Here is an 11,422-nt window from a genome sequence, read left to right on the forward strand (position 1 = left end):
TTCTGCAGCGGTCGGTCAAGCGAACTGACGCAGGAAGCGCAGGTCGTTGTCGAAGAACATGCGCAGGTCGTTGACGCCGTAGCGCAGCATGGCCAGGCGCTCGGCGCCCATGCCGAAGGCGAAGCCCTTGTAGCGCTCCGCATCGATGCCGGAGTGACGGAACACCTCCGGATGCACCATGCCGCAGCCCATCACCTCGAGCCAGCCGCTGTGCGAGCAGACCCGGCAGCCCTCGCCCGAGCACATCACGCACTGGATGTCGACCTCGGCGGAGGGCTCGGTAAAAGGAAAATAGGAGGGCCGGAAACGCACTGACAGGTCGTCACGCTCGAAGAAGGCGTGGAGGAAATCCTCGATAGTGCCCTTGAGGTCGGCGAAGCTCACGTCCTCGTCCACCAGCAGGCCCTCGACCTGGTGGAACATCGGCGTGTGGGTCAGGTCGGAGTCGCTGCGGTAGACCCGCCCCGGGCAGACGATGCGGATCGGCGGCGCCTGCTCCTTCATCGTGCGTACCTGTACCGGCGAGGTGTGGGTGCGCAGCAGGCGCGTGGCGTCGAAGTAGAAGGTATCGGCCATGCCCCGCGCCGGATGGTGCGCCGGGATGTTGAGGGCCTCGAAGTTGTGGTAGTCGTCCTCCACTTCCGGCCCCACGGCGACGTCGTAGCCGATGCGGCTGAACAGCCCCTCGATACGCTCCAGGGTCAGGGTGACCGGATGCAGCCCGCCGCTGGCCTGGCCGCGCCCCGGCAGGGTCACGTCGATGCGCTCCGCGGCCAGCTGCGCCTCGAGCGCTGCCTTCGACAGCGCCTTGCGCCGGGCGTCGAGCTCCTCGGCCAGGGCCTGCTTGGCCTGGTTGATACGCTCGCCCGCCGCCGGGCGCTCGTCCGCCGGCAGCTTGCCCAGCCCCTTGAGCTGGGCGGTGATCTCGCCTTTCTTACCGAGGTAGCGCACGCGCAGCTCATCGAGCGCCGCGATGCTCTCGGCGGCCTGGATGGCCTGACGGGCCTCGGTGACCAATGTCGGTAGATGGTCCATCCGCTGAGCTCCGAAATCGTTGATTCTACTGTTCACGCGTCAATGTTGCGTGGCGAAGGATGCCATGGGCGATCCTCGACGCCGCGCCAGCGACGGTCCGTAGCGTGACCCATGAGGGGGGCCACAAAAAACAGGGGAAGAGCGGCTGCTCTTCCCCTGCGACGGTCTGGCATCGTGGCGGACCGGCCTGGGCCGGCCCGACGCCATCGGCCGATGTCACTTACTGGGCAGCCTTGGCCTTCTCGACGATGGCGGCAAAGGCAGCCTTCTCGTGAACGGCCAGGTCGGCCAGCACCTTGCGGTCGATCTCGATACCGGCCTTCTTCAGGCCACCGACGAAGCGGCTGTAGGACAGGCCGTGCTGACGGGCGCCGGCGTTGATACGCTGGATCCACAGGGCACGGAACTGGCGCTTGCGCTGACGGCGGTCGCGGTAGGCATACTGACCGGCCTTGATGACAGCCTGCTTGGCCACGCGGAAGACGCGCGAACGGGCACCGTAGTAGCCCTTGGCCAGCTTGAGAACTTTCTTGTGACGACGACGAGCGACGACACCACGCTTGACACGAGTCATGGCTTTCTCCTGACGTTAAAGTGGGGCAACCAGAGGCTTACAGATTCGGCAGCATGCGCTGAATCAGGGCCTTGTCGGCGTCGTGGATCTGCTTCATACCGCGCAGCTGACGCTTCCGCTTGGTCGACTTCTTGGTCAGGATGTGGCTACGGAACGACTGCTTGTGCTTGAAGCCGTTGGCCGTCTTCTTGAAGCGCTTGGCAGCGCCGCTGTTGCTCTTGATTTTCGGCATGAGACTAACTCCGCTCGAGATTTTTCAGAAAATCCGGGGCCGCCGGCCGGCATAAGCCGACCCGCCGTTTGACTGGCCTTCGGATCACTTCTTCTTGGGGGCAATGATCATGGTCATCTGGCGCCCTTCCATCTTGGGGAAGGACTCCACGGTCCCGATCTCCTCGAGATCCGCGGCGATCCGCTCCATCAGCTTGCGGCCGATGTCCTGGTGCGCCATCTCACGGCCGCGAAAACGCAGCGTGACCTTGCCCTTGTCGCCACCTTCGAGGAAGCGAATCAGGTTACGAAGCTTGACCTGATAGTCGCCCTCGTCGGTGCCAGGCCGGAATTTGACTTCCTTGACCTGAATCTGCTTCGTCTTCTTCTTCTGGGCAGCCTTCTGCTTCTTCTGCTCGAAGACGAATTTACCGTAATCCATGATCTTGCAGACGATCGGATCGGCGTTGGAAATCTGGACGAGGTCTAGACCGGCCGCTTCGGCGCGCTCGAGCGCTTCGCTGGTCGGCACAATGCCCAGCTGCTCGCCGTCGCTATCGATCAGGCGTACCTGATCCTCGGTTATCCGCTCGTTCATTGGGGGGCGCTTGTCCTGAGGACGTCCGCGCTGGCTGCTTCGCTTGATCGTTCCGTCTCCGTTCCGGTAATTGACGATGTCGTTACCAACCTGTCTTTACCAACCTGTGCTCACCAACCTTCTTCCCGCGCCCGCCCGATGAAGGCGTCGACGGTCATGGTGCCCAGGTCTTCGCCGGTGCGGGTACGCACGGCGACCGAGTCGGCTTCGACTTCCTTATCTCCTACCACCAGGAGATAGGGAACCTTCTGCAACGTATGTTCGCGGATTTTAAAGCCGATCTTCTCGTTCCTCAAGTCCGCCTTGACTCGCAGGCCAATTTTCTGCAAGCGCCGCTCCAGCGCGACGGCATAATCGCGCTGGGCGTCGGTGATGTTCATCACCACCGCTTGCTCCGGCGCCAGCCACAGCGGCATGGCCCCGGCGTAGTGCTCGATCAGGATGCCGATGAAACGCTCCATCGAGCCCACGATGGCGCGATGCAGCATCACCGGGGGCTTGCGATCCCCCTCTTCGGTCACGTACTGGGCGCCCAGGCGGGTCGGCATCATGAAATCGACCTGCATGGTACCGACCTGCCACTCGCGGCCGAGACAATCCTTCATGTGGTACTCGATCTTGGGGCCGTAGAAGGCCCCCTCGCCGGGCAGCTCCTCCCACTCCACCTCGCAGGCCGAGAGCGCCCCGCGCAGCGCGGCTTCGGCGCGGTCCCAGACGTCGTCGCCGCCCAGCCGCTTGTCGGGCCGCAGGGCGATCTTGACCGCGATGTCCTCGAAGCCGAAGTCACGATACACCTTCAGCGCCTGGCGATGAAACGCCGTCACCTCGGGCTCGATCTGCGCCTCGGTGCAGAACACGTGCCCGTCGTCCTGGGTGAAGGCGCGCACGCGCATGATGCCGTGCAGCGCCCCCGACGGCTCGTTGCGATGGCAGCCGCCGAACTCGCCGTAGCGCACTGGCAGCTCGCGGTAGCTGCGCAGGCCCGAATTGAAGACCTGGACGTGCCCCGGGCAGTTCATTGGCTTGAGCGCATACTCGCGCTTCTCGGACTCGGTGAAGAACATGTTCTCGGCGTAGTTGTCCCAGTGGCCGGACTTCTTCCACAGCGAGACGTCCATGATCTGCGGGCAACGAATCTCCTGGTAGCCCCCCTCGCGGTAGACGTTGCGCATGTACTGCTCGACGATCTGCCACAGCGTCCACCCCTTGGGGTGCCAGAACACCATGCCCGGCGCCTCTTCCTGCATGTGGAAGTAGTCGAGCTTGCGCGCCAGCTTGCGGTGGTCGCGCTTCTCGGCCTCCTCGAGACGCTGCAGGTAGGCCTTGAGCTGCTTCTTGTCGCCCCAGGCGGTGCCGTAGATGCGGGTCAGCATCGGCTTGCTGGCATCGCCGCGCCAGTAGGCACCGGCCAGCTTGGTCAGCTTGAACGCCTTCAGGTGCCGGGTGTTGGGCACGTGGGGGCCCCGGCACATGTCGGTGTATTCCTTGTGGTAATAGAGGCGGATGGTCTCGCCTTCGGGGATCTCGCGGATGATCTCCTGCTTGTAGGGCTCGTCACGGTGCAGGAAGGTCACCATCGCCTTGTCGCGATCGACGTATTCACGCACCACGTCGTACTCGCTGTCGATCAGCGCCTTCATGCGCTCCTCGATGGCGGCCAGATCGTCCGGCGTCACCGAGCGGCCGAAGTCGATGTCGTAGTAGAAACCGTCCTCGATCACCGGGCCGATGGCCATCTTGGCCTCGGGATAGAGCTGCTTGACGGCGTGCCCGATCAGGTGGGCGCAAGAATGGCGGATGACCTCCAGCCCCTCGGGGTCACGCGCGGTGATGATCGCCACCTCGGCGTCGTGCTCGATGAGGTCGGCGGCATCGACCAGCACGCCGTCGATCTTGCCGGCCACGCAGGCCTTGGCCAGACCGGGGCCGATGGACTCGGCAAGCTGCATCACGCTAATGGGTTCGTCGAAGGTTCTCTGGCTGCCGTCCGGCAGGGTCACGATGGGCATGAAGCGTCCTTTGCGCAGTGGTGATCCATACCAGGGATCACATGTCGCGGTTGATGGCAGTACGAAAATTGATGGCGAAGCAAAAACGTCGTCGGCCGACGAAGCGTGCAGCCCACCCACTACCCTGGGCGATACGGGTGCCGTACCAGCCGGCCCCGCCACACGTCGCGGCAGCCGACAAGACTAACAGAATCGGGCCCGACTGCGCCATGGCACATGTCGACCCGCCGGCGCAAACGCAACAGGGGCACCCGGAGGTGCCCCTGTTGCGTTTGCGCCGTTCACCGGGCGCTGGGCCCGGTGGAAGCCGCGATCAATCCCAGTTCAGGATCTCGACGCGACGGTTCTGAGCGCGACCTTCGTCGGTCTCGTTGGTCGCGATCGGCTGCTCTTCGCCAAAGCCGCGAGTCGTCATGCGATTCTCGGCGATGCCGCGAGACACCAGGAAGTCGCGAACGGAATCGGCGCGACGCTGGGACAGGTCCTGGTTGTACTGGGCCGAACCAATGTGGTCGGTATGGCCTTCGATGCGTACGCGCAGGTTGGGGTTGTCACGCAGAGTGCGAGCCACCTGATCCAGGGTCTGATGCGCACCGGGGCGGATCTCGGCGGAGTCGAAGGCGAAGGTGACTTCGCTATCCAGCGTCACGGGCTCGAACTCGGTTACCGGCGCGGGCTCGGGTTCGGGCTCGGGCATCGGCTCAGCCACCGGCTCGGGCTCGGGTGAGCGGTCGGCACACAGCAGGCCGCCAATCGCGGCACCGGCCACCGCACCGGTCGCGGCGCCTTGTTCCTCGTCGGATTCACCGCTGGTCGCATAGCCGATGCTGCCGCCGACCAAGCCACCCGCGATACCGCAGACCACGGGCTGCTGGTACCAGGCGTTACCGCTCGAGGCAGTGGACGTGCCACCCGCCCGGTCACCACCGCGCTGGAAATCGGTGGCACAGCCGGAGAGGCCGATCACCAGTGCAGAACCCAACAGCAAGCCAGTCGTTGATTTTTTCATTGCAAGACTCCTTCTTGATTTCATCTCGGGGCTATGCAGAAGCGAACTCCCCGAAGGTCAGGACACTCATTGACCCAACGGCTTCAAGTGTAGGCCTTTATTGGCCTTGCTCAAAGCGCCGCCACACTCCATTCGTTGACCATTGTGGCGAATTTTGCCAGAAAAAACCCGTCCAATGGCCAATAAGTAGCTTGGTGAAGTGCGCCGGACGCCGCCAACATACCTTGGTGTAAAGTGTTTGTATAGCTTCAATGCAGGCCGTCCGGCCAGGCACGGCGAAACCTCAGGATCTCTTCCGCCGCCGCCAGTACCGGCTGACGCCACTCCGCCTCGACCTCGAGGCGCTCGCGGTCCTCACGCATCCGCTCGCGCGGCGCAAGCTGTTTGCGCGCGGAGTGAGTATGCAGGTGCCGGGTGCGGGCGTAAACCTCACCGAAGGCCTGGAAACCGGGCCTCTCGATCAGGCTGGGGTCGAGGATGTCGAGCAGCAGCTTGCAGCGCCAGGCCCCCTCGGTGACGTCCACCTGCTCCTGTAGCAGTGACGAGGCGACGATCTCGAGGTTGGCCAGGCAGTTCTCGTGGGCGCGGCGAAGCTCCTCCTCGTGAAAGACCTGCCGTCGCCTCACCTCCTGCCACAGGGTGAAGGCATAGGCGGCCAGGCCGGCCACGATGGCCAAGCCCAGGCCGAGCAGGATCCATGCCGTTGTCGTCGTCATCGAATCTCCCGGCTGACGAAATGATCCGCGCAATTGTAACGCAAGCGGAACGCGGACACAGGCCCCGACCACGCTTCCGATGGTAAGGAATTGTCGCGCTGGCTTGAGTCGGGCCGACAGCTCCTGAACGCAAAGAGGGCCCGACGGGGCCCTCTTCATGCTTCGGCAAGCGACCGCTACATGACCCAGAAGCCGGTGTAGTGATCCAGCAACAGCACGCCGAACACGCCCAGGATATAGCGGATCGAGAACCAGAAGGCCGCCAGCGGGGCTTGGGGGTCCGCGCCGCGCCAGACCTTCCAGTTCCAGTACATGAAGCGCAGGTTCAGCGCCATGACGCCGACCAGGTAGACGGCACCGCTCATGCCGATGGCGAACGGCAGCAGCGTCACGGCCACGGTCAGCCAGCCGTAGAGCCATACCTGCAGCCGCGTGAACGCCTCGCCGTGGGTCACCGGCAGCATCGGCACCCCGGCCCGGGCGTACTCGTCGCGCTTGTGGATCGCCAGCGCCCAGAAGTGCGGCGGCGTCCAGGCGAACACGATCAGCACCAGCAACAGCGGCTCCGGCCCCAGGTGCCCGGTGACTGCCGTCCAGCCGAGCATGGGGGGCGCCGCACCGGCCACGCCGCCGATCACGATGTTCTGCGGCGTCGCGCGCTTGAGGAACGCCGTATAGATGAGCGCGTAGCCGATCAACGAGCCCAGCGTCAGCCAGGCCGTCAGCGCATTGACCTGCCACAGCAGCAGGCTGATGCCGGCCACCGAGAGCAGCGACGCCCAGGCCAGCGCCAGGGCCGTCGGCATGCGCCGGCTCGCCAGGGGGCGCTGCGAGGTGCGCAGCATCATCGCATCGAGCCGGCGATCGACCACGTGATTGAACGCCGCGGCCCCGCCGGCGGCCATGCCGATACCGGCCAGGCCATACACGACCGTGGCCAGTGCCGGCAACGTCGGTGTCGCCAGCGCCATGCCCACCAGCGCGCACACCAGCATCACCACCACCACCCTGGGCTTGCATAGTGTGAGCAGGTCCTGCCAGCTCCAGTCGGACGCCTCCCACTGGGCCAGCAATACGCGCTTCACACCCGCCCGCTTCATCAGCGCGTTAGCCATTCACCCACTCCTTGTCTCGTCGTGTCGAACCCACGGCCTCGATGGCCGTCTCCCGCCAGCGCCATACCGTGATCGTCAGCAGCATGACCAGTGCCACGGCCCCGGCCGTGTGCAGCAGCGCCAACCACAGCGGCAACCACAGCAGAACGTTGGCAATGCCCAACCCCAGTTGCACAACATAGGCGACGACCAGGCCCGCCAGCCAGGGTCGCATGCGCGCGTTCGCCCAATGGCGTAGCGCCAGCGTCAGCAGCGCCAGCCCCAGCAGCAGCGCGCCGATGCGGTGCCCCTGGTGGATGGCGGTGCGGGCATCGGCGTGGAGCTGGCCATACAGGTAGTTCGGCCCTACCGTCTGGGTCAGGTGGAAGCCTTCGCTCCAGTCCATCGCCGGCCACCACTGGCCGTTGCAGGTCGGGAACCCCTGGCAGGCGATGCCGGCATAGTTGCTGGAGACCCAGCCCCCCAGCGCCAGCTGCAGCACCAGCAGCACAATGGCCACCCCCCACAGCGGCGTGAGGCGACGCCTCGGCGCTCCTGGCGCATTCCCCTTGGCAAACCGGCGCAGGCCCAGGTGCAGCCACAGGAACAGCAGCAGCACCGTGAGTCCACCCAGCAGGTGCAGCGTCACCACCTGCGGCCACAGCTTGAGCGTCACGGTGAAGGCGCCGAAGGCACCCTGCAGCAGGATCACCGCGAGCAGCGCCAGATGGATGACCCACGGGTAGCCGGCGCGGCGCCGCAGGCCGGCCCCCAGGGCCAGCAGCGCGATCACCAGCAGGCCGAGCGTCGAGGCCAGGTAGCGATGGATCATCTCGACCCAGGCCTTGAACGCCTCCAGCGGTGCATCCGGCGAATGGGCCATGGCGCGCTCGGCGTCCGGTACCACCAGGCCGCCGTAGCATCCCGGCCAGTCGGGACAGCCGAGCCCCGCATCGACCAGCCGCGTCCAGGCGCCGATCAGCACGACGACCGTGGTGAAGACGACGCCGAGCAGGCTGAGATTCAGCAGCCAGCGCAGGCGGCGCGAATGCGAGGCCTCGAGCATCATTGGGATGGGGGCATCCTGCATGTCCGACGTCCTGGTTCCTGTCATGTACCGGTACCTTGTCATAGGGGCTTTCTGGCCGCCAGGCGGGAGGGCCGCTCAGTGTCGCTCGCCGTCCAGCTGGGTCACCGCACGCCGGTCCGGATTGCGTTTCAACAGGTGGCCGAGATCGTCGAACACGTCGCGCTGCGACACCCCCTTCGCGTAACTCAGGACCGCCCGCCCTTCGGGGTCGAGCAGCCAGATGTCGCCCGGCTCCTGCCACTCGGGACGCTCCCGCCACTGGGTCACCGTTTCACCCGGCAGGGCCTCCGGCGTCCCGCCGATCCGCAGCCGGCTGACGCGCGGCGCTTCCCGCCCCAGCGCACGGTGCATGCGCCACCAGCGGTCCGCTTCGGCGCTGCAGTCGCGGCTACAGTCGAACGCCAGGATCCAGTCGCCGCCGTCCAGCGTCGCATGGCGCTCCTCCAGCGGCCACTCCGCCAGCACCGGCACGGCGGGCGCCAGCTCGCCGTGCGCCGTGCGCTGCTCGGGAATGCCGATGCGCCACTGCACCATGACCCAGGCCGTCACCATCGGCAGGGCGAAGACCGCGATCAGGGCGAACAGCTTGAGGCGCTGGCGTTGTACGTTCATTGCGTGCTGCACGAAGATCTCCCGCTAGTTGTCGCTGCCCGGGGCATCGCGACCGGCCCGCCGTTCGCTGGCCAGTCGGTGCCCCCCGATGAGCATCACCGCCAGCGCTGCCAGCGCCAGCCCCCACCACTGCACCGCATAGCCGACGTGCCGCCCGGGCGGCACCACGCTGGGCTGCCACCAAGGCGCCAGCCGCCCCGGCCCCTCCTCGAGATGCAGCCAACCCGGGTGAGCGAAGCCCCCCGGCAGGTCCCACTCTGCGAGGTCGATGCGCTGCAGGCGCTGGCCTTCACGGTTCGGTCCGAACAGCGGCGGCCCGTCCCCGGCGGCCTGCCAACGCCCGTGCACGCGCACCTCGCCCGCGGGAGTCGCGGCGGTCGGCGTCTCGCGGCTCGGGCCCGTGGGCAGGAAGCCGCGCTGCACCAGCCACAGGCGCCCCGCCTCGTCGCGCAGCGGCGTGAGCACGGCCACGCCGAGCTGCCCTTCGTGGGTGCGGTTGTCGAGAAACAGGGTCTCCTGGGCCAGGTATTCGCCGCGCAGGGTCAGGCGGGCGCCCTCCGGCGGCATCTCGCTGGGTGACTCCAGCGTTGGCGCCGCGTCGAGCCGGGCCAGGTAGCGGCGCTTGTCGTCGGCCCGTTCCCACTGCCATAGTCCGAGGCACAGCCCCACAGTCACCAACAACGACCAGAGCAGGTACCACAGGCCCAGCCGCCCCCCGGGCAGACGCGGCGTCGGCCTCCCGCCTGCCTTGGCTCCCTGACCTTCGATGGAGTGCCCCATGTTTCTCAAGACCCTGATCGCCGTTCTGTTCCTGGCCATGCTGGCCAGCCTGGCAGCCGGCGTCGGTTTCCTGCTGCGCGACGACAGCCAGTCCCGCCGCCTGCTGATCTCGCTGAAGGTTCGCGTCACCCTCGCGGCGCTGCTGATCGCCCTGCTCTTCTACGGCTTCTTCTTCGGCGGCCTGGGCGAGGCATGAACCCGGGCCGCCGCCATCAGAAGACGTAGACGAAGATGAACAGCCCCACCCAGACCACGTCGACGAAGTGCCAGTACCAGCTCGACGCCTCGAAGCCGAAGTGCTCCTCCGGGGTGAAGTGGCGCCGCATGATCCGCACCAGCATGACCATCAGTATGATCGTGCCGATGATGACGTGCAGCCCGTGGAAACCGGTGAGGATGAAGAAGGTCGCGCCGTAGATGCCGGCCTGCAGGGTGATGCCGTAGTGGGCATAGGCTTCGTAGTACTCGACGGCCTGGATGGTGATGAAGCACAGCCCCAGCAGCACGGTTCCGGCCAACCAGTTGCGGCACACCTTGCGGTGGCCCTCCTTCAACGCCTCATGAGCCACGGTCAGGGTGATGCTCGACGACACCAGGATCAGGGTATTGACCAGCGGCAGCTGCCACGGGCTGAAGACCTGGGCGGGCCCGGCCACCGAGGAGTCGGGCGGGCTGAGCAGCGGCCAGTGCGCAGTGAATTCCGGCCACAGCAGCGCCGTGGCGCCCTTGGTGCCCTCGCCGCCCAGCCACGGCAGGGCAAAGGTCCGCACGTAGAAGAGCGCGCCGAAGAAAGCGGCGAAGAACATCACTTCGGAGAAGATGAACCAGCCCATCCCCCAGCGGAAGGAGCGATCCATCTGGGCATCGTAGAGGCCGCTGCGAGATTCGTTCACCACATCGCGGAACCACAGCGCCATGACCGCCAGCACGCCGACCAGGCCGATCGCCACGACCACCGTGCCACGCCCATGGACCAGCAGCATGCCGATGCCGACCATCATCACGCCGAGAGCCAGGGAACCCAGCGCCGGCCACTTGCTCGTTGCGGGTACGTAGTAACTGCCACTCATGCCTCTTCTCCTTGTTTGGTCTGCACGGCCACCTGCAGCGGCTCCTGCTTGCCCTCGACGGGATAGAGGGTATAGACCAGGGTGACGGTATGAACTTCGGGGGGAAGATCGCGCGCCAGCTGGAACACCAGCGGCAGCTCGATTCGTTCGCCCGCCTGCAGTTGCTGCTCCTCGAAGCAGAAGCAGCTCGTCTTGCGTACGTGACGCGTGGCGCTGGATGGCGAGACGCTGGGTACCGCGCGCCCCCAGCTCTCGGCATCGCTCTGGTTGCGGAAGATGAAGTTGACCTCGGAGGTCTGCCCCGGGTGGAGCCGCACCTGGCGCGTTTCCGCCTCCATGCGCCAGGGCAGCCCGGTGCCGTTGCGGGTGATGAACTGCACGGTCACCATGCGCGATTCATCGACCTCCTCGTTGACGATGGCCCGGGCAGTGGTATCCACCTTGCCGTTGATGCCCGTCAGCCGGCAGAAGGCGTCGTACATCGGCACCAGCGCAAAGGCGAAGGCAAACATGCCGACCAGCGCCGCCACGGTGCGCCACACCGTACGCCGCACCCCTGCCTGGCGCGCTTCAGTCTCGTTGCGGCTCATGCGTCACTCCTCCTCGCCCGGCGCCGACCGGCCGG

General features: G+C 66.1%; 14 protein-coding genes. 1 reads left to right on the plus strand and 13 read right to left on the minus strand.

The features are described from left to right. Nucleotides 1-15: 15 nt before the first annotated feature. The 11 genes from pheS to HNO51_RS11190 all read right to left on the minus strand — a co-directional run bounded on the left by pheS (nt 16) and on the right by HNO51_RS11190 (nt 9,727). A complete protein-coding gene (gene pheS / locus HNO51_RS11140; RefSeq protein ID WP_197447433.1) occupies nt 16-1,035 on the minus strand; it encodes a phenylalanine--tRNA ligase subunit alpha in 1,020 nt (339 codons plus the stop codon). Between the two features lie 220 nt (nt 1,036-1,255). Further along, a complete protein-coding gene (gene rplT, locus HNO51_RS11145) occupies nt 1,256-1,609 on the minus strand; it encodes a 50S ribosomal protein L20 (protein WP_104203667.1) in 354 nt (117 codons plus the stop codon). 37 nt (nt 1,610-1,646) lie between these two features. Beyond that, nucleotides 1,647-1,841, minus strand: coding sequence for a 50S ribosomal protein L35 (gene rpmI, locus HNO51_RS11150; RefSeq protein WP_089725334.1), 195 nt, complete (start codon nt 1,839-1,841; stop codon nt 1,647-1,649). An 84-nt stretch (nt 1,842-1,925) separates the two neighbouring features. Continuing rightward, nucleotides 1,926-2,495 carry a translation initiation factor IF-3 gene (infC, locus tag HNO51_RS11155; RefSeq protein WP_479688694.1) on the minus strand — a complete coding sequence of 190 codons (570 nt, stop codon included), beginning with the start codon at nt 2,493-2,495 and terminating at the stop codon, nt 1,926-1,928. A gap of 32 nt (nt 2,496-2,527) precedes the next feature. Continuing rightward, nucleotides 2,528-4,426: a threonine--tRNA ligase gene (gene thrS, locus HNO51_RS11160; protein WP_197447435.1), complete on the minus strand. Its 1,899-nt coding sequence runs from the start codon at nt 4,424-4,426 to the stop codon at nt 2,528-2,530. Nucleotides 4,427-4,739: 313 nt separating this feature from the next. After that, nucleotides 4,740-5,435, minus strand: coding sequence for a YiaD family glycine zipper/OmpA-like lipoprotein (locus HNO51_RS11165; RefSeq protein ID WP_197447436.1), 696 nt, complete (start codon nt 5,433-5,435; stop codon nt 4,740-4,742). Nucleotides 5,436-5,683: 248 nt separating this feature from the next. After that, entirely contained in the window at nt 5,684-6,151 is a 468-nt protein-coding gene (locus HNO51_RS11170) for a DUF2489 domain-containing protein (protein WP_197447437.1), read from the minus strand. A gap of 176 nt (nt 6,152-6,327) precedes the next feature. Continuing rightward, nucleotides 6,328-7,251, minus strand: a complete 924-nt coding sequence (cyoE, locus tag HNO51_RS11175) for a heme o synthase (protein WP_197451009.1) — start codon at nt 7,249-7,251, stop codon at nt 6,328-6,330. 7 nt (nt 7,252-7,258) lie between these two features. Then, nucleotides 7,259-8,335, minus strand: a complete 1,077-nt coding sequence (locus HNO51_RS11180) for a COX15/CtaA family protein (protein WP_242597098.1) — start codon at nt 8,333-8,335, stop codon at nt 7,259-7,261. A gap of 75 nt (nt 8,336-8,410) precedes the next feature. Then, nucleotides 8,411-8,959, minus strand: coding sequence for a hypothetical protein (locus HNO51_RS11185; RefSeq protein ID WP_234283485.1), 549 nt, complete (start codon nt 8,957-8,959; stop codon nt 8,411-8,413). A gap of 12 nt (nt 8,960-8,971) precedes the next feature. Further along, nucleotides 8,972-9,727 carry an SURF1 family protein gene (locus tag HNO51_RS11190; protein ID WP_209537440.1) on the minus strand — a complete coding sequence of 252 codons (756 nt, stop codon included), beginning with the start codon at nt 9,725-9,727 and terminating at the stop codon, nt 8,972-8,974. Here HNO51_RS11190 and HNO51_RS11195 point away from each other — a divergent pair. Then, the gene (locus HNO51_RS11195; RefSeq protein ID WP_197447439.1) at nt 9,726-9,923 is read left to right on the plus strand and encodes a DUF2909 family protein; all 198 of its coding nucleotides are present in this window, start codon (nt 9,726-9,728) and stop codon (nt 9,921-9,923) included. The genes HNO51_RS11190 and HNO51_RS11195 overlap by 2 nt on opposite strands. A 16-nt stretch (nt 9,924-9,939) precedes the next feature. On the opposite strand, the gene HNO51_RS11200 is transcribed toward HNO51_RS11195, so the two are convergent. Both HNO51_RS11200 and HNO51_RS11205 read right to left on the minus strand, forming a co-directional pair. Further along, entirely contained in the window at nt 9,940-10,797 is an 858-nt protein-coding gene (locus HNO51_RS11200; RefSeq protein WP_197447440.1) for a cytochrome c oxidase subunit 3, read from the minus strand. Continuing rightward, nucleotides 10,794-11,387, minus strand: coding sequence for a cytochrome c oxidase assembly protein (locus HNO51_RS11205; RefSeq protein ID WP_197447441.1), 594 nt, complete (start codon nt 11,385-11,387; stop codon nt 10,794-10,796). The genes HNO51_RS11200 and HNO51_RS11205 overlap by 4 nt, the downstream gene beginning before the upstream one ends. Nucleotides 11,388-11,422: the final 35 nt, after the last annotated feature.

Origin of the sequence: Billgrantia sulfidoxydans (assembly GCF_017868775.1) — a bacterium.
Classification (GTDB): Bacteria; Pseudomonadota; Gammaproteobacteria; order Pseudomonadales; family Halomonadaceae; genus Halomonas; species Halomonas sulfidoxydans.

Bases quoted from the DNA above. Each gene is read 5' to 3' on its own strand.
- pheS (WP_197447433.1), bottom strand. From the start codon at position 1,035: ATGGACCATCTACCGACATTGGTCACCGAGGCCCGTCAGGCCATCCAG.
- rplT (WP_104203667.1), bottom strand. From the start codon at position 1,609: ATGACTCGTGTCAAGCGTGGTGTCGTCGCTCGTCGTCGTCACAAGAAA.
- rpmI (WP_089725334.1), bottom strand. From the start codon at position 1,841: ATGCCGAAAATCAAGAGCAACAGCGGCGCTGCCAAGCGCTTCAAGAAG.
- thrS (WP_197447435.1), bottom strand. From the start codon at position 4,426: ATGCCCATCGTGACCCTGCCGGACGGCAGCCAGAGAACCTTCGACGAA.
- HNO51_RS11165 (WP_197447436.1), bottom strand. From the start codon at position 5,435: ATGAAAAAATCAACGACTGGCTTGCTGTTGGGTTCTGCACTGGTGATC.
- HNO51_RS11170 (WP_197447437.1), bottom strand. From the start codon at position 6,151: ATGACGACGACAACGGCATGGATCCTGCTCGGCCTGGGCTTGGCCATC.
- cyoE (WP_197451009.1), bottom strand. From the start codon at position 7,251: ATGAAGCGGGCGGGTGTGAAGCGCGTATTGCTGGCCCAGTGGGAGGCG.
- HNO51_RS11180 (WP_242597098.1), bottom strand. From the start codon at position 8,335: ATGCAGGATGCCCCCATCCCAATGATGCTCGAGGCCTCGCATTCGCGC.
- HNO51_RS11195 (WP_197447439.1), top strand. From the start codon at position 9,726: ATGTTTCTCAAGACCCTGATCGCCGTTCTGTTCCTGGCCATGCTGGCC.
- HNO51_RS11190 (WP_209537440.1), bottom strand. From the start codon at position 9,727: ATGGGGCACTCCATCGAAGGTCAGGGAGCCAAGGCAGGCGGGAGGCCG.
- HNO51_RS11200 (WP_197447440.1), bottom strand. From the start codon at position 10,797: ATGAGTGGCAGTTACTACGTACCCGCAACGAGCAAGTGGCCGGCGCTG.
- HNO51_RS11205 (WP_197447441.1), bottom strand. From the start codon at position 11,387: ATGAGCCGCAACGAGACTGAAGCGCGCCAGGCAGGGGTGCGGCGTACG.